At 71.7% G+C, this 16,563-nt stretch carries 10 protein-coding genes; 3 read left to right on the top strand and 7 right to left on the bottom strand.

Annotated features, from left to right (window positions below; all coding sequences use genetic code 11):
- The first annotated feature begins 138 nt into the window (after window positions 1-138).
- The gene (locus ACZ4EG_RS41130; RefSeq protein ID WP_453557893.1) at window positions 139-876 is read left to right on the top strand and encodes an MIP/aquaporin family protein; all 738 of its coding nucleotides are present in this window, start codon (window positions 139-141) and stop codon (window positions 874-876) included.
- Between the two features lie 21 nt (window positions 877-897).
- Window positions 898-2,421: a glycerol kinase GlpK gene (gene glpK / locus ACZ4EG_RS41125; RefSeq protein WP_467794249.1), complete on the top strand. Its 1,524-nt coding sequence runs from the start codon at window positions 898-900 to the stop codon at window positions 2,419-2,421.
- 60 nt (window positions 2,422-2,481) lie between these two features.
- Here glpK and ACZ4EG_RS41120 read toward each other — a convergent pair whose 3' ends face one another.
- Genes ACZ4EG_RS41120 through ACZ4EG_RS41100 form a run of 5 tightly spaced genes read right to left on the bottom strand, consistent with a single transcriptional unit; the run spans window position 2,482 to window position 10,368 of the window.
- Window positions 2,482-3,087, bottom strand: coding sequence for a GTP-binding protein (locus tag ACZ4EG_RS41120; RefSeq protein WP_363296927.1), 606 nt, complete (start codon window positions 3,085-3,087; stop codon window positions 2,482-2,484).
- Window positions 3,068-6,685 carry a hydantoinase B/oxoprolinase family protein gene (locus tag ACZ4EG_RS41115; protein WP_467794248.1) on the bottom strand — a complete coding sequence of 1,206 codons (3,618 nt, stop codon included), beginning with the start codon at window positions 6,683-6,685 and terminating at the stop codon, window positions 3,068-3,070. The genes ACZ4EG_RS41120 and ACZ4EG_RS41115 overlap by 20 nt, the downstream gene beginning before the upstream one ends.
- Before the next feature lie 24 nt (window positions 6,686-6,709).
- On the bottom strand, window positions 6,710-7,105 hold the full coding sequence (locus ACZ4EG_RS41110) for a DUF742 domain-containing protein (RefSeq protein WP_363296925.1): 396 nt from the start codon (window positions 7,103-7,105) through the stop codon (window positions 6,710-6,712).
- Between the two features lie 9 nt (window positions 7,106-7,114).
- A complete protein-coding gene (locus ACZ4EG_RS41105; RefSeq protein WP_467794247.1) occupies window positions 7,115-7,549 on the bottom strand; it encodes a roadblock/LC7 domain-containing protein in 435 nt (144 codons plus the stop codon).
- Entirely contained in the window at window positions 7,546-10,368 is a 2,823-nt protein-coding gene (locus ACZ4EG_RS41100; protein ID WP_467794246.1) for a sensor histidine kinase, read from the bottom strand. Before ACZ4EG_RS41100 ends, ACZ4EG_RS41105 begins: the two co-directional genes overlap by 4 nt.
- Before the next feature lie 422 nt (window positions 10,369-10,790).
- Between ACZ4EG_RS41100 and ACZ4EG_RS41095 the strand changes: the two genes are divergently transcribed.
- Window positions 10,791-11,324, top strand: a complete 534-nt coding sequence (locus tag ACZ4EG_RS41095) for a hypothetical protein (RefSeq protein WP_453557902.1) — start codon at window positions 10,791-10,793, stop codon at window positions 11,322-11,324.
- A gap of 68 nt (window positions 11,325-11,392) precedes the next feature.
- Here ACZ4EG_RS41095 and ACZ4EG_RS41090 read toward each other — a convergent pair whose 3' ends face one another.
- Both ACZ4EG_RS41090 and ACZ4EG_RS41085 read right to left on the bottom strand, forming a co-directional pair.
- Window positions 11,393-11,791, bottom strand: a complete 399-nt coding sequence (locus tag ACZ4EG_RS41090; protein ID WP_467794245.1) for a hypothetical protein — start codon at window positions 11,789-11,791, stop codon at window positions 11,393-11,395.
- Window positions 11,792-11,859: 68 nt separating this feature from the next.
- Window positions 11,860-16,557, bottom strand: coding sequence for a hypothetical protein (locus ACZ4EG_RS41085; RefSeq protein ID WP_467794244.1), 4,698 nt, complete (start codon window positions 16,555-16,557; stop codon window positions 11,860-11,862).
- Window positions 16,558-16,563 lie beyond the last annotated feature (6 nt).

Raw genomic sequence — 16,563 nt, 5'->3', positions numbered from 1 at the left:
CGATTCGACCGCGACGGCACGCTCGTCACGGACGCCGGGCGGGGCGCGGGACCCTCCTCGCTTTCGGCTGAAGTCGGCAAGGGAACCGTTCCAGCTCGGACCACCGGGGTCGGCCCCGGCCAGCGTCTAGGAGCCGCCATGAGCAACGGAGACATATTCGTCGGCGAGATCATCGGTACCGCCATCCTGATCCTCTTCGGTGCCGGGGTCTGTGCCGCCGTCACCCTCAGATACTCCAAGGCACGCGCCTCGGGGTGGGTCGTGATCGCGTTCGGCTGGGGATTCGGTGTGCTGGCGGGCGCCTACACCGCCGCTCCCCTGTCCGGCGGGCACCTCAACCCCGCCGTCACCATCGGTATCGCCGTGGACACCGGCAAGTGGGACAAGGTCTGGGTGTATCTGCTGGGCCAGCTCATCGGCGCGATGCTCGGCGCCGTACTGGCCTATCTGGTCTACCTCACCCAGTTCCAGGCGAACGTCCACAAGGAGGGATCCCCGGAGGAACCGACTCCGACCCTCGGCATCTTCTCCACCATCCCGGAGATCCGGAATCCCGTCGCCAACCTCATCACGGAGATCATCGCGACGATGTCGCTGGTCCTGCCCATCCTCGCGTTCGGGCTGACCAAGGGACTCGGCGAGTCCGGCACCACCGTGCTCATCGTCTCGCTGCTCGTCGTCGGCATCGGACTCTCCCTCGGCGGGCCCACCGGCTATGCCATCAACCCGACGCGCGACCTCGGCCCGCGCATCGTGCACACCTTCCTGCCGATCCCCAACAAGGGGACGTCCGACTGGGGTTACGCCTGGGTCCCGGTCGTCGGCCCACTGATCGGCGGAGCGCTCGCGGGCCTCATCTACAACGTAGCCTTCTGACCCAGCGACCAAGGGGTAGCCATGACGGACACCGTCGAGAAGTACGTTGCCGCAATTGACCAGGGCACCACCTCGAGCCGCTGCATCATCTTCGACCACGGCGGCGCGATCGTCGCCGTCGACCAGCGTGAACACCGCCAGATCTTCCCCAAGCCGGGCTGGGTGGAGCACGACGCCACCGAGATCTGGTCCAAGGTGCAGGCCGTCGTGGCCGGTGCGCTCGCCAAGGCCGGGCTGCGCGCCGACCAGCTCAGCGCGCTCGGCATCACCAACCAGCGCGAGACGACGGTCCTGTGGGACCGCGCCACGGGCAAGCCCGTGCACAACGCGATCGTCTGGCAGGACACCCGCACCGCCGCCCTGTGCAACCAACTCGGCGGCAAGGACGGCCAGGACCGCTTCCGCGAGCAGACCGGACTGCCGCTGGCCAGCTACTTCTCCGGGCCCAAGGCCGCCTGGCTGCTGGACAGCGTGCCGGGGCTCAGGGATCGTGCCGAGCGCGGCGAGATCGCCTTCGGGACCATCGACTCCTGGCTGATCTGGAACCTCACCGGGGGCACCGACGGCGGCCGGCACGTCACCGACGTGACGAACGCGGGTCGCACCATGCTGATGAACCTGGAGACCCTCCAGTGGGACGCGTCCATCCTGACCGCGATGAACGTGCCCGAGGTCGTCCTGCCCGAGATCAGGTCCTCGGCGGAGGTGTACGGCACCGCCGTCGGCCAACTCGCCGGTGTTCCCGTCGCGTCCGCTCTCGGCGACCAGCAGGCGGCCGTGTTCGGGCAGGCCTGCTACGACGTCGGAACGGCCAAGAACACCTATGGCACCGGCAGCTTCCTGCTGCTCAACACCGGCAACCGGCCCGTGCCCTCGAAGAGCGGTCTGCTGACGACGATGGGCTACAAGATCGGCAGCGAGGCACCGGTCTACTGCCTGGAGGGGTCCATCGCGATCACGGGCGCGCTGGTCCAGTGGTTCCGCGACCAGCTCGGAATCATCCGTACCGCCGACGAGATCGAGCCACTGGCGGCGAGCGTCGAGGACAACGGCGGCGCCTACATCGTGCCCGCCTTCTCGGGCCTGTTCGCGCCCTACTGGCGCTCGGACGCGCGCGGGGTCGTCACCGGCCTGACCCGGTACGTCACGAAGGCACATCTCGCGCGCGCGGTGCTGGAGGCGACGAGCTGGCAGACGCGCGAGGTCGTGGACGCCATGTTCCAGGACTCCGGCGTGCACATCACCACCCTGAAGGTCGACGGCGGCATGACGAAGAACAATCTGCTCATGCAGCACCAGGCCGATGTGCTCGGCGTGCCGGTGATCCGGCCCAAGGTCTCCGAGACGACCTGTCTGGGCGCCGCGTACGCGGCCGGCCTCGCGACCGGTGTGTGGAACGACCTCGACGAACTGAAGTCGCACTGGCAGAAGGACGTGGAGTGGACGCCCGCCATGGAGGCGTCGGTGCGTGACCGCGAGTACCACAACTGGCGCAAGGCCGTGGAGAAGAGCTTCGGCTGGCTGGAGGACGGCGAAAGCCAGTAGGGATCGCAAAGGACCACGGCCCGTACCCCGGTCGGCGGGGGTACGGGCCGTGCCCGTGCGTCAGGTGGTAACCGTCTGGCGGCGGTCCGCCCCGTATGCCATCGCGTGCTGGACGACTCCGATGAGCACCTCCTTGACCGACTCGCGGCCGCGGGCGTCGCACAGCACCAGGGGCACGTCGTCGTCGAGGTCGAGGGCCTGGCGAACGTCCTCGGCCGGATAACGGGGGGCTCCCTCGAAGCAGTTGACACCGACGAGGAAGGGTATGGAGCGCCGCTCGAAGTAGTCCACGGCCGCGAAACAGTCCTCCAGGCGCCGGGTGTCGGCGAGTACGACAGCACCCAGCGCGCCCTCGGACAGTTCGTCCCACATGAACCAGAACCGCTCCTGCCCGGGCGTGCCGAAGAGGTACAGCACCAGGTCCTCGCGCAGGGTGATGCGGCCGAAGTCCATGGCCACGGTCGTGGTGTGCTTGCCCTCGACACCGCTGGTGTCGTCGACCGGGCGCCCGGCCTCGGTGAGCCGTTCCTCGGTGCGCAGCGGCCTGATCTCGCTGACCGCGCCCACGAGGGTGGTCTTGCCCACGCCGAAGCCGCCGGCCACCAGGATCTTGAGCGTGACGGGCTCGACCGGGGGCTTGCCACGCTCAGAACGCCCGAAGATCATCGATCTCTTCTCCTGCTTGATGGGGGTCGGGTGACGGCCGGCCGTAGCCCCCGCCGCCCGGGGTTTCGATGACGAGTACGTCGTCCGGGCCGACGTCGGCCGAGTCGCTTCCGCCGAGTTCGGTCACCGTGCCGTCGGCCCGCTCCACCCGGTTGGCACCGAGGCCGCCGGGGTCGCCGCCCGCCATGCCGTACGGCGGGACCCGACGGTGCTGGGACAGCGTGGAGACGGTCATGGGCTCGTGGAACCGGATGCGGCGCACCGCGCCGTCCCCGCCGGCCCACCGTCCCGCGCCGCCGCTCCCCCGCCGGACCGCGAACTCGTCGAGTTGCACGGGCAGCCGCCACTCCAGGACTTCCGGGTCGGTCAGCCGCGAGTTGGTCATATGGGTCTGGACGACGCTCGCGCCGGCGAAGCCGTCTCCCGCGCCGGATCCGGAGGCGACTGTCTCGTAGTACTGGTGGCGTTCGTTGCCGAAGGTGACGTTGTTCATGGTCCCGGACCCCTCGGCCTGGACGCCGAGCGCCGCGTAGAGCGCGCCGGTGATGGCCTGCGAGGTCTCGACGTTGCCCGCGACGACGGCGGCGGGCGGCTCGGGCGCGAGCATCGAGCCGGGCGGCACGACGATGTCCAGGGGGCGCAGGCAGCCGTCGTTGAGCGGGATGTCGTCGGCGACGAGTGTGCGGAAGACGTACAGGACGGCTGCGTTGACGACCGAGAAGGGGGCGTTGAAGTTGGTGCCGAGCTGCGCGGCCGTACCCGTGAAGTCGATCGTGGCGCGGCGGTTGGCGCGGTCCACGCGCACGCGTACCCGGATGACGGCGCCGGAGTCGGTCTCGTAGGCGTACTCGCCGTCGTCCAGGGCGTCGATGACGCGGCGCACCGCTTCCTCCGCGTTGTCCTGGACGTGTCGCATATAGGCCTGGACGACGTCGAGGCCGAAGTCCTCGATCATGCGGGCGACCTCGTCGACGCCCTTGCGGTTGGCGGCGATCTGGGCGCGCAGGTCGGCGAGGTTGGTCTTCGGGTTGCGGGAGGGGTACGGCGCCTCGGTCAGCAGGCGGAGGGTCTCGGCCTCGCGGAAGCGGCCGTTCTCGGCGAGCAGCCAGTTGTCGAAGAGGATGCCCTCCTCATCGAGGGTGCGGCTGTTCGCGGGCATGGAGCCAGGGGCGATGCCGCCGATCTCGGCGTGGTGGCCGCGGGAGGCGACGTGGAAGAGGATCCGGTCACCCTCGGTGTCGAACACCGGCGTGATGACGGTGACGTCGGGCAGGTGGGTGCCGCCGTGGTAGGGGTCGTTCACGGCGTAGGTGTCGCCCGGCCGCATCGAGTCGCCGCGGCGCCGGATGACCTCCTTGACGCTGGTGCCCATCGAGCCCAGGTGGACGGGGATGTGGGGCGCGTTGGCCACCAGGTTTCCGTCCGGGTCGAACAGGGCGCAGGAGAAGTCCAGGCGTTCCTTGATGTTGACGGACTGGGCCGTGGACTCCAGCCGGGCGCCCATCTGTTCGGCGATGGACATGAACAGGTTGTTGAAGACCTCAAGGAGAACGGGATCGGCTTTTGTGTCGAGATCGGAACTCTGCGTAATCGCCGCGCGTTCCATGACCAGATGCCCGTCGTCGGTCGTCACGGCCCGCCAGCCGTCGTCGACGACGGTCGTGGCGCCGGCCTCGGTGATGATCGCGGGGCCGGTGACGGTTTCGCCGGGGGGCAGGTCCTCGCGGCGGTGGAGGGGGACGTCGCGCCAGGCGCCACCGGTGTGGAGCCGGACGGTCTCGGACGGGGCGGTGCGGCCTTCGTAGGTGGCGAGGGCGGACAGATCGGGGGGTTCGGTAATGCCGGTGGCTTCCACGGAGAGGGCTTCGACGACGATCGGGCGGTCGAGCGTGAAGGAGTACGTGGCGCGATGACGTTCTTCGAAGGCGCGGCTCATGGTGTCGGGCTCGGTCAGCTCGACGGTGAGGGTGGTGTCCGTGCCGTCGTAGCGGAGCTGGGCACGACGGGTGATCCTGATGCGGTCCTCGGGGATGTCCTCAGCGAGGAGTTCGGCGCGGGCCGCGGCCTCCAGGTCGTCGGCCGTCTTGCGGACGCCCGGCATGGCGGCCGCCTCCAGGGAGGCCTCGACGGACTGCTCGCGCATGGCCGTGGTGTCGGCGAGGCCGATGCCGAGCGCGGAGAGGACACCGGCCATGGGAGGCACGAGGACGGTGCGGATGCCGAGGGAGTCGGCGACCATGCACGCGTGCTGACCGCCCGCGCCACCGAAGGTGGTGAGGGCGTAGCGGGTGACGTCGTGGCCCTTCTGGACGGAGATCCGCTTCACGGCATTGGCGATGTTCGCGACGGCGATCTGCAGGTAGCCCTCGGCGACCTGCTCCGGGGTGCGGTCGTCCCCGGTCCGCTCGCGGATCTCGTTCGCGAGGGCGGTGAAGCGGTCGCGGACAAGCGCGTCGTCCAGCGGCTGGTCGCCGTCGGGGCCGAACACCTGGGGAAAGTGGGCGGGCTGGATGCGGCCGAGCATGACGTTGGCGTCGGTGACGGCGAGCGGGCCGCCGCCGCGGTAGCAGGCGGGGCCCGGGTCCGCGCCCGCCGAGTCCGGGCCCACGCGGTAGCGGGATCCGTCGAAGTGCAGGACGGATCCGCCTCCGGCGGCCACGGTGTGGATGTCCAGCATGGGGGCACGCAGCCGGACGCCGGCGATCTGCGTGGTGAAGACGCGTTCGTACTCTCCCGCGAAGTGCGAGACGTCGGTGGAGGTGCCGCCCATGTCGAAGCCGATGACGCGGTCGAATCCGGCGAGCTGCGACATGCGGGCCATGCCGACGATGCCACCGGCCGGCCCGGACAGGATGGCGTCCTTGCCGCGGAACTGTCCGGCTTCCGCGAGCCCGCCGTTGGACTGCATGAACATCAGCCGCACGCCCTGGAGTTCATCGGCGACGTGCTGGACGTACCGGCGCAGTACGGGCGACAGGTAGGCGTCGACGACGGCGGTGTCCCCGCGCGGGACGAGTTTCATCAGCGGGCTGACCTCGCTGGACAGCGAGATCTGCGGGAAGCCGGTACGGGCAGCGAGTTCGCCGATCGCCCGTTCGTGGCCGGGGTGCAGATGGCTGTGCATGCAGACGATCGCGACGGCGTGGATTCCGTCGTCGTACGCCTGCCGCAGCGGGCCCGCGAGAGCGTCCAGGTCGGGTGCGCGCAGGACGGTGCCGTCGGCGGCGATCCGCTCGTCGACCTCGACGACCCGCTCGTAGAGCAGCTCCGGCAGTTCGATGCGGCGGGCGAAGATGCGGGGGCGGTTCTGGTAGGCGATGCGCAGGGCGTCGCGGAAGCCGCGGGTGATGACGAGGAGGGTGCGCTCGCCCTTGCGCTCCAGCAGGGCGTTGGTGGCCACCGTCGTACCCATGCGGACGGCCTCGACGGGCTCGTGGGAGCCGTCGAGCAGCGCGCGCACTCCGGCGACGGCCGCGTCGGCGTACCGGGCCGGGTCGTCGGACAGCAGTTTGCTGGTGAGCAGCCGGCCGTCCGGGCGGCGCGCGACGATGTCGGTGAAGGTGCCGCCTCGGTCGACCCAGAACTGCCAGCCTGTCACGTCACTACTCCGCTTCCGCGCCCGCTACAGCGCCCGGAGGCCGTTGATCACGTCGCGCAGAATACTCTCGTCCGGCAGCTCGGCCGGCGGTACGGGTCGCGTCACATGGACGAGTTCCCCGTGCACGAGGTCTCCGACGAGCACCCGCACCACTCCGACCGGCAGATCGAGTTCGGCGGAGAGCTCGGCGACCGACTGCGGGGCGTTGCGGCAGAGCTCGACGATGTCCACGTGTTCCGGAGACAGTGTCCGGTCCGCTTCCGGGTCGTCCGCATGGGGTTCGGTGACGACCACCGCGATCAGATCGAGGCGGTGCTGGGCCGCACTGGTGGTGCGGCCGCGCGTCATGGCGTACGGCCGGACGACCGGTCCGGCCTCGTCGTCGAACCAGTGGCTTCTTCCCTGACCCTCTCCGCTCATGTCATCCCACTACCCACCGGCGGGCAGATCGGTGCGCGGAGCGGTGCCCAGATGCACACCGACCCGCTTGACCAGCAGTGTCATCTCGTAGGCGACCTGGCCGACGTCGGACTCCGCGTCCGAAAGGACGGCGAGGCAACTGCCGTCGCCGGCGGCCGTCACGAACAGGAAGGCCTCGTCGAGCTCGACGACCGTCTGCCGCACGTTGCCCGCCTCGAAGTGGCGGCCCACGCCCTTGGCGAGACTGTGGAATCCCGAGGCGACGGCGGCCAAGTGCTCGCTGTCCTCCCTCGTCAGGTCCTTGGACACGCCCGTGGCCAGGCCGTCGCCGGAGAGCACGACGGCCTTGCGGATGCTGGCGACCCGGTCGACAAGCTCGTCGAGGAGCCAGTTGAGCTCAATCCGGTGCGTCGCGCTGTGGTCGGTCGCCTTCGGTGCGGTCATCGACCGTCCCCCTTAGTGGTTCCTGGTGCTGTGCCGTTCCGGGCCCCGTCGCCCGCGGCGTTCTCCTTGCGGCCGCGCTGCCAGCCGCGCTGGAGCGAGGCCATGCGGCTGCGGACCTCGTCGGCGTCGCGCTCGGCAGGGTCGGTCTCCCGGCCGGCCCGCTGTTCGGGCTCGCGTCGCAGCTGCGGGGCCAGGTTGGCCTGCCGTACGCGCTTGGGCAGTGCTCCCGTGCCGGGTTCGGTGCCCTGGCGTGTGCTGCCCGTGGGGGCAGTGGTGTCGCCCGGGCCGCCGGGGGCGATCGCGGGAGGCCGGGCCCTGCGGGGCAGCGCGGGAGGCTCGGACGGTTCGCCGTGGCCGACGGCCGGGGATCCCACGCGGTCGGTGAGTCCGGCTGCGGGGCGCGGGGATGCCTCGCCGCGGCGGCGGGACGGCAGCGGTGCCAGGCCGTCCGGCTCGGAGCGGCGCGGGCCCGTCGGGGCCTCCCCGGCCGCTTCTTCGCGGCGGGAGCCCTGGTCGGTGACGGGCTTGCCGTGCGAACTCACCAGCTTGGGCGTCCGGCGCCGGGGCAGCGGCACGGGACCGCTCGGGCTGTCGTCGGCCGCGAACCGGTCCGTGACATCGGAGGGCCGCTGATGGCGCTCACCCAGCCGGGCCGGGGCGTCGTCGTCCGTGCGGGCGACGGAGCGACGGGGCCGGAAGATCCCGCCGCGTTCGCTGTCCTCGTCGCCGAGGGCGCCCGGGAAGTCGTCGAGGGCATCCAGGTCGACGGGCGCCTCCAGCTCCACCGGCCCGTCCAGGAGCGAGGACGGCACGCCGGGCAGCTGGACGGGTATCTGGGCCAGTGCGCCGACGCGGCTCTGCTCCAGTTCGGCCTCCTTCGAGGGCCGGTCCCGGTCGAGGCGGAAGCCGATTCCGTTGGTGTCGGGAACGTCGTCGGTGAGCAGCACGTCGGGGATGAAGACGACCGCCGTGGTGCCCCCGTAGGGAGACGGCTGCAGCGAGACGCGGACGTTCTGGCGCTGGGCGAGGCGGCTGACCACGAAGAGTCCGAGCCGGTCGGTGTCGGAGAGTTCGAACTCGGGTGTCTCGGCGAGCCGGAGGTTGGCGTCCAGCAGCGCTTCGGCGGCCATGCCGAGGCCCCGATCGTGGATTTCGAGGGTGAAGCCGTTGGCGACCCGCTCGCCCAGTACCTGGACAGCGGTGTGCGGCGGGGAGAACACCGTCGCGTTCTCCAGGAGTTCGGCCACCAGGTGGGTGATGTCGGCGACGGCCGGGCCGGTGACGGCGATCCTCGGCAGCCGGCGGACCTCGATGCGCTCGTAGTCCTCGACCTCGGCGACGGCGGCGCGGACGACGTCCATCAGCTGTACGGGCTTGCGCCACTGCCGCGACGGGGCGGCGCCGGAGAGGATCACCAGGCCTTCGGCGTGCCGGCGCATACGGGTGGTGAGGTGGTCGAGGCGGAAGAGGTCGGCGAGTTCGTCGGTGTCCTCGGTCCTGCGCTCCATCGTGTCGAGCAGGGTGAGCTGCTTGTGCAGCAGCACCTGGCTGCGACGGGCGAGGTTGACGAAGACCTCGGAGACGCCGGAGCGCAGTTCGGCCTGTTTGACGGCGGCTTCCACGGCGGCGCGCTGGAGGGTGTTGAGGGCCTGGCCGACCTCGCCGATCTCGTTCTTGTCGTACTCCAGGCGGGGTACCTCGGTCTCGACGTCGACCAGTTCGCCCGCGGACAGCCGGCGCATCACGCTGGGCAGCCGGACACCGGACGCCTCGTGCGCCTCCAGGCGCAGCTGCCGCAGGTCCTTGATGAGACCGCGGCCGACGCGGACGGACAGGACGACGGAGAGCAGGAGGGCGATCAGACCGAGGAGCCCAGCGACGAGCGCCTGGACGATCACGCCCACGGCCACGGGACGGGTGCGGCTCTGGTAGCGGTCGCCGGCCTGGTCGTCGAGGGTGCGCAGTTCGTCGAGCACGTTGCCCGCGGTGCTGTCCCAGGTCTGGGCACTGACTCCGCGCGGTGTGCCGGACTTGGTGGCGATGGCCTCCTGCTCGGCCACGCGCAGTGGTGCGGTCGTGGCGTTCTTCCAGAAGCGCTCATAGCGGTCACGCTCGGCGGCGGGGAGCAGCGGCAGGCCGATGTCGTACAGCAGGGTGCGCTGGGCGACGAGGTCGGAGATGCTGCGGGTCTCGTCGCGGGAGAGTTTTCCGACCACCAGGGCGGAGCCGAGCAACGCGTCCTCGCGGGAGAGGAGTTCGCGGGCGCGGGTGATGTTGACGAGGGCGCGGGCCTCCTTGTCCATCTCGACGTCGTCGATGCCGTCGAGGTTCGCCAGGAGGGAGAAGCAGGGATCGACGATCCGGTTGTAGCGGTCGAGGGCCTGGGCGCGGGTGACCGTGCCCTCCTCGACGCCGCGCCTGAGGGAGTCGATGCTGTCGAAGGCGTCGAGGACGACGGTGACGCGATCGCTGTCGTCGCCGTCCATGGCTCCGCGGACGTCGGAGTCCTTGGCGTTCTTCCGGATCTTGGCGATGGCCTTGTCGGTGGCCGTCCGGGTGCGGCGCAGGGCCAGGAGGGCGTCGGAGGCCCGGGGGTCGGCGAGGTAGACCAGGGTCTGGCGGCGTTCCTGCTGCAGGACACGGGCGGTGTCCTCGGTGGGATAGCCGATGCGTTCCATGATGTCGGAGACGCGGAACAGCTGAGTGGCTTCCCGTCCCGTGAGTACCGTCGCGAAGCCCCAGATGGCGGTCAGGGACACCAGCGGCACGAGAAGCAGCGCCACGATCTTCCGGCGGATCGACTTCCCGCGAAAGCGCATGTCCTCCCCCAGCTCGCCCCCCTCCGGTGTGGGGGTACACATGTGCGTCAACAAACGGCGCGAGCCTACTACCGTCACGCTGCCAACTCGAAGACGTGTCCGGAAGCTGATCCTCCGCATTGCCGACGGGACATGGCGAGTTGTCCGGGCATTGCGGGAGATTGCCACCCCGAATCCGTCCGTTGCGTCAGCAGCGAACCAGGCAGAACCGGCGGCCCGGTTGGCCGGAATTTTTCCCCAGTTGGGAATCTTCTCGGCATGTCGTGCGTCCATATCTACGGGAGATGGGTGCGGAATCGGCCACATGAGCCGCATCACGCAACTCGGCCGCGTAAAACAGCGCAAGCCGGGCAGCCACTGGGGAGCCGGTGTTTTGGAACACCGGAGCGAGCGGTCTGCCGGCGGTGGGGAGTGACACGTTGATGGGCACGGCGGAGCGGCGCGAGGCGCCCGAGGACGGTGTGAAGGCGCGCTCGACGGCGCGGCGGGGGCCGAAGGCACCGGATCGCGACATTCCGTCGCAGCGGCGTGCCGCGGAGTTTGCCGAGGCGCAGCCACAGCCGCGTTATCGGCCGTTGTGGGTAGAGGAGCCGGCGCGGCGGCGCCGGATGCCCGATCCGGTGCGGACGTCGGCCGTGCGCGCGGTGCTCATCAGCGCCGTGACACTGATTCAGGCCATGGTGGCGTTCCTGTGCACGATGGCCGGGTCCTGGCTGGCGTTCCCGATGGTGATCAGCAGTGTGGCCAGCACCGTGGTCGCCACCTGGGGCGTGGTCGACATCTGGGTGACCCGCCAGGTGTGGAACCAGCGCAACGGCGTGGTGTCGGAGCCGAGCAGCACGGCACGCTCGCTGCGGCGTGAGCGGCGCGCCGCCCGGCGGCAGGCACGGGCCGACGAGCGGGAGCGGGAACGGATAAGGCGCCGGGGCGGCACCGGACAGCTGTCGCACCCCTGAGGGAGCAGCCGAGGTCGACGCGAAGGGGGCGAGCCCGAGGACCCGCCCCCTTCGCCGTCCTCGGACGCTCAGGCCTTGGCGTACTCCCAGCCGCCGCAGCTGTACGGCGTGCCGCTGGACGTGTCCTGCAGGCAGGCGCGGATCTGCAGGGTGGTGCCCTCCGCGAAGGACAGGTCCCAGTTCTTGGGGACGGCATAGCCGTTGCCGTTGTAGTACGAGTGGGTGGGCGAGCTCGAGTTGTAGCGCCACTGGGCGGCGGTGCCGTGGCCGTCCTTCTCCATGTCGAGGGCGGTGAGGATCTCGCCGTCCTGGGCGAACTCGGTCTTCGCACTCGGAGAGGTGAGGGAGTTGTAGGCCTCGAAGACGCTGCCGGCGGCCTGTGCCGGGGCGGTACCCAGGACGAGCACCGACGCGGAGGCCGCGGCTATACCGAGGAGGGTCGTCAGACGACGGTTGGGCGTGCGCAAGGCGACGTTCCTCTCTTCGGACAACTGGCCGAATCTGAACTTACCTGAGAGTAAAGGGAGTTCAACGCTCAGGGGGTTGCAGACGCCGGGCGTTTGAACATGCGTGTCGCCGTGATCTCGCTGTGCACCGCCTCCTCCGCCCGGGGCGGCTGCGGCAGTCCCGGGCGGAGGTGTTCCTCCACGCTGATGTATTTGAGACCGGCGCGCAGGTCGGCGTCGTTGCGCAGTCGGATGACCAGCGGGAACTCGGCCAGTGCGGTCGTGTCGAACAGGCCTGTGGTGTAGAGGAGCTGGACACCGAGTGCATCCGACACGGCTCGCTGGAGCTCCAGCAGATAGGTGGCGTTGGCGCGTCCGATGGGGTTGTCCAGGAACAGCGTGCCGGCGTGACGGTGCTTGTCCCGGCCCCGGTCGTTGCTCCTGAGCGCGGCCATCGTGCAGTACAGGGCGATGGCGGCGGTGAGCAGCTGGCCGCCGGAGAACACGTCGCCCATCTGGCCGACGGGGACGCGCTCGGCGCGCAGCACGGCGTCGGGCTTGAGGATCTCGACCGCGATCCCCTTGGGCTGGAGTGCCGCGGCGACACCGCGCAGCAGCAGGGACATGCCGTCGCGCCGCAGGTCGGAGTTCTTCTTCACCGCCGCGCGCGTGGCCTCGTCGATGACCTCGCCCAGCCGCTCGGCCAGCGTCGCCTGGTCGGGCTCCTCGAAGCGGATGCGTAGGAACTCCTGGCCGGACCACTCGCCCAGCCCCTCGGGCAGCCGGGACAGCCGCTGCGCGGACCGCAGGGTGGCGAGGGCCGACTCGACGAGCCCCCGCAGCCGGTCCACGATCGAGTCCCTGTTGCGCTCCAGCTGCGCCAGTTCGTCCGTGAGGACGCGGAGCCGGGGCGCGAAGGCGGCCGCCCACTTCTGGGCGTGCTCGGGCAGCGCGGAGGCCGGCAGCTCGCGGATCTGCTGACGGGCGGGGGTGCGGACCTGCTCGTAGCGGGTGGAGTTGGCGTGCCGGACCAGGACGTCGCTCGCCTCGCGCACGGAGGACTCGGCGGCGGACAGGTCGGCGGCGCAGCCGCGCAGCGAGCGGCGGGCCTCGGCGGCCGACCGGCGGGCCTCCTCCAGGCTGCCGGGGTACGGCTCCGGTTCTTCCTGCTCCTCCTCCACGGTGTGCTCGCGCAGCAGGTCGCGGAGCATCGCGGCGATCTCGTCGAAGCCGCCTGCCGCGTCCTCGGCGGCCCGGTGTGCCTGAAGCAGTTCGGCGTGCGCCTCGCGTGCCTGGGCCAACGCCTCGGTGCGGGAGGTGAGTTCGGCGGTGGCGGTGCGCAACAGCGCCTGTGCGTGCTCGGCGTCGCGCGGGAGCAGTTCCTCGGGCAGCTCGGTGTGCGCCTCACCGTCCTCCGGGGCATGCCGCTCGGCCTCGCCGCGCAGCCGTCCGAGCTGCTCGCTCGCGGTCGACATACGGGTCTCCAGGAGCTGCACCAGCTCCTCCGCGCGCGCGGCGGCGGCCTGCCGGGACGGGCCGTCGGATCCGTCGGGCGACTGAAGCAGCTGCCCGGCGCGGGTCCGCACCTTGTTGCTGAGCCGGTCCAGTTCGGCGTGGGCCGCACTCTCGTCACTCTCGGCGCGGGCCTGTTCGGCGCGCAGGTCGGCACCGACGCCGACCTTCTCGTACACCTGGGAGGCGGCCCGGTAGGCCTCACGGAGCGCGGGCAGGGGGGTCTTGGGGCCCTCCGAGTCGTCCTGGGGAACGTCGTCGGGGGCGCCGGCGATCTCGGAGCGCTCGGCGCGCAGCGCACGGGCGGTGCGCCGGGCGTCGTCGGCGGCTCGCTGAGCGGCACGTCGGTCCTCGTCGGCGGCGCGGGCCCGCTCCAGGCAGATCTGGGCGCGGGCCTCGGACTCGGTGGCCTCGTCGGCGAGTTCGCGCAGTCGGACCTGCCAGCCGGAGCGCTCGCGGAGCCGGAAGGCGAGTCCGGCGAGGGCGTCGGCGGCCCGCCGGGCCTTCTGGGCGGCCTCCTGCCGCTCGTCGCGCGCGTGCGCCGCCTCGGCGGCGGCCTCGTCGGCCTCGGCCCGTACGGTCCGCGCCTCGGTCAGTTCGGCCTCGGACTCCTCGGCGAACGCGCGCGAGGTGCGCGCGGCCTCCGCCAGCTCCACGAGCCGCCCGGCCGGACAGCCCGTACGCCACGCGGCCAGACGGGCCGCCAGCTCCCGGTCCTTGCCGAGCCGGGCGGCCAGCGTCCGGATCTCCTCGTCCCGCTCGGTCGCCCGCGCGCGCAGCGCCTGCCGCTCCTCGTCGGCGGCGTGCTCGTCGTGCATGGCCGGGTTCGGCGGTACGAGGAACACGTCGCCGGCGGTCGAGTCGGCGGCCGGGGTGGGAGCCAGCAGGGCGGCCGCCGTGCCCACGGCCACGGCGGAGCGCGGCAGCAGCGCCGCCTCGCCGAGCGCCTCACGGGCACGCGCGTGCGTGTCCGGGTCGGTGATGATCACGCCGTCGACCAGCTCCGGACGGGCGGCGAGCACGCGCGCGTGGTCGGCCGGGTCGACGGCCTGGGCGAGATAGCGCCAGCCGGGCAGCGCGGGGATGCCGTGCTCGCCCAGGAACTCGACGGTGGCCAGCACGTCCGGGCCGGGCGGCAGCAGTCCGCCGTCACCGAGCGCGCCGAGGATCCGGGCGTCGTCCGCCGCGGCGGTGCGCAGGTCGAAGAGCTGGCGTTCGGCGGAGGAGACGGTGTCGTCGAGGAGTACGCGCAGTTCGTCCGCGAAGCGGTCCAGGTCCTCCGGGGCCATGGGGCCTTCGGCGAGGTCGTGGGTGGCGCGGGAGCCGTCGGCCTCGGGGGACGAGCCGGTCGTCGCGCCCCCGCCCCGCGCCGTGCCGGCGTCGGCTCCGGCCCGGGGGCCGGGCACCCCGGCGCGCGCGGCTCCAAAGGCTCCCGGCAGACTCAGGAGCTCGCCCAGCCGCTCCTCCTCCGCCAGTGCCTCGGCGAGGCGGCGCTCCGCCTCGTACGTCCGCTCCGCCGCCGTCGCCGCGTCCGCGGCCCGGGCCGCCGTCAGCTCCGCGCGGGCCTCCGCGGAAGCCGCTTCGCGCGCGTGCTCCGTCGCCTTCCGGGCGGCCTCGCGAGCCGTGTCCCAGGCGGCGACGGCCGTCTTCTCGGCGTCGCTGGCCGCGAGGGCGGCGCGGGCCGGGTCGGCGTCGGGCGCGCTGTCGTCGAGCCAGCCCGCCCGCACCGCCTCGGCGGTCTCCTGCCCGACCTCGGTCAGGCGCTGGCGCAGATGTCCGGCCTCGCTGCGGGCGCGCTGTGCCTCCGTGGCGGCGGCGGTCGAGTCGCGGTACGCGGACTCGCCGACCTCCTGGAGGGCGGCGGAACGCTCCTCCCCCTCGTTGGCGAGGGTCTCGGCGCTTTCCGCGGCCGCGTGCAGGGCCCGTACGAGATCGACGGCGGCCTTGGCCCGGGCGGCGAGCGCGGGCGCCGCGTCCCGTTCGGCCTCCTGGATGGCGGCGGCCACGCGGGCGACGCGGTCGGCGGCGGCACGGTGGCGCAGCACGGCCTCGGCGGCCTGCCACGCGGAGTGCAGCGTGCGCGCGTCGGCGAGCTCGCGCTTCTGCGCGGTGGTGGCCTTCTCCCCGGCGGCCAGCGCCAACGAGGCGTGCCGGTAGGCGAGTTCGGCGGCGATCAGCGCACTGCGCTCCCGCGCGCCTTCGGAGTGCGTGACGGCGTACGCGGCGGCCGTGACCCGCTGGGCCAGGTCGGCGGCGCGCACCCGCTCCCGTACGCCCCGCGCGGACAGCCGCCGCGCGAGCGTGCGCGTACGGCGCTCGGCTCCCGCGTGGATGTCACGCGCGCGAGAGCGGGCCTCCGCGGCCTCGACGATCCGGCCGAGGAGATCGACCGACCCGGCGGTGAAGTCCCGCTCGGCGATCAGCTCGGCCCGTCGGCCCAGTTTGTTGCCGAAGCCGCCGACCAGGTCGGCGAGCCCGTCGGTGTCACGGGTGTCGGTGACCGCGCGCAGCAGCAGGTCGGTGAAGTCGGAGTCCTTCTTCACCGCGAAGAGACCGGCCGCCTCGCCCTCGTCGGCGTTCATCTCCCGCTGGTAGCGGAAGAGTTCGGGGTCGAGGCCGAGGTCACCGAGGTGCTCGATCCAGCGGTCGTGGATCTCCTCCCAGTGCACCTCCAGGTGCGGGTATGCCTTCCCGGCCTCGGTGATGGCGTCGCGGAAACCCTTCATCGTGCGGCGGCGGCCCTGCGCGCCGGAGGCGCCCTCGACGGGCGGGCGTACGACCGTGGACTCGGCGACGGGGAGGTTGTCGAGGCTCAGTCCGGGGCCGGGCCGGAAGGAGTACCAGGCCTCGGCGAACTTCCGGGGGTCGTTGGAGACCTGCCGGCCGCGCCATTCGCTGACCTTGCCGACGACCACGCACTCGCCGGTGAGGGTGTGCTGCCACTCCAGTGCCACGTGTCCGCAGTCGTCGGCGAGCAGGAACTTGCGCAGCACGCCGGAGCTGGCGCCGCCGAGGGTGTTGCGGTGACCGGGCAGCATCACCGAGAAGATCAGCTTGAGCAGGACCGACTTGCCGCCGCCGTTCTCCAGGAAGAGCACGCCGGCCGGAGCTGGCCGGCGCGGTGGGCCGACGGGCTCCTCCTCGAAGAACTCCGCCTGCGTCGGGGCAGGGTCGGGCACCGGCTCGCCCACGCCCCGCAGGTCAAGCACGGTGTCGGCGTAGCGCGCACCGGCGGGCCCGATGGAGTAGAGGCGGACCCGGGACAGCTCGTACATGGCGGA

The sequence above is a fragment of the Streptomyces sp. NPDC025638 genome (genome assembly GCF_055558775.1).
This window is presented reverse-complemented; position numbering and strand designations above follow the sequence as displayed.

Excerpts from the sequence above, each read along its gene's own strand:
- ACZ4EG_RS41130 (WP_453557893.1), top strand. The coding sequence starts at position 139 with ATGAGCAACGGAGACATATTCGTCGGCGAGATCATCGGTACCGCCATC.
- glpK (WP_467794249.1), top strand. The coding sequence starts at position 898 with ATGACGGACACCGTCGAGAAGTACGTTGCCGCAATTGACCAGGGCACC.
- ACZ4EG_RS41120 (WP_363296927.1), bottom strand. The coding sequence starts at position 3,087 with ATGATCTTCGGGCGTTCTGAGCGTGGCAAGCCCCCGGTCGAGCCCGTC.
- ACZ4EG_RS41110 (WP_363296925.1), bottom strand. The coding sequence starts at position 7,105 with ATGAGCGGAGAGGGTCAGGGAAGAAGCCACTGGTTCGACGACGAGGCC.
- ACZ4EG_RS41105 (WP_467794247.1), bottom strand. The coding sequence starts at position 7,549 with ATGACCGCACCGAAGGCGACCGACCACAGCGCGACGCACCGGATTGAG.
- ACZ4EG_RS41100 (WP_467794246.1), bottom strand. The coding sequence starts at position 10,368 with ATGCGCTTTCGCGGGAAGTCGATCCGCCGGAAGATCGTGGCGCTGCTT.
- ACZ4EG_RS41095 (WP_453557902.1), top strand. The coding sequence starts at position 10,791 with ATGGGCACGGCGGAGCGGCGCGAGGCGCCCGAGGACGGTGTGAAGGCG.
- ACZ4EG_RS41085 (WP_467794244.1), bottom strand. The coding sequence starts at position 16,557 with ATGTACGAGCTGTCCCGGGTCCGCCTCTACTCCATCGGGCCCGCCGGT.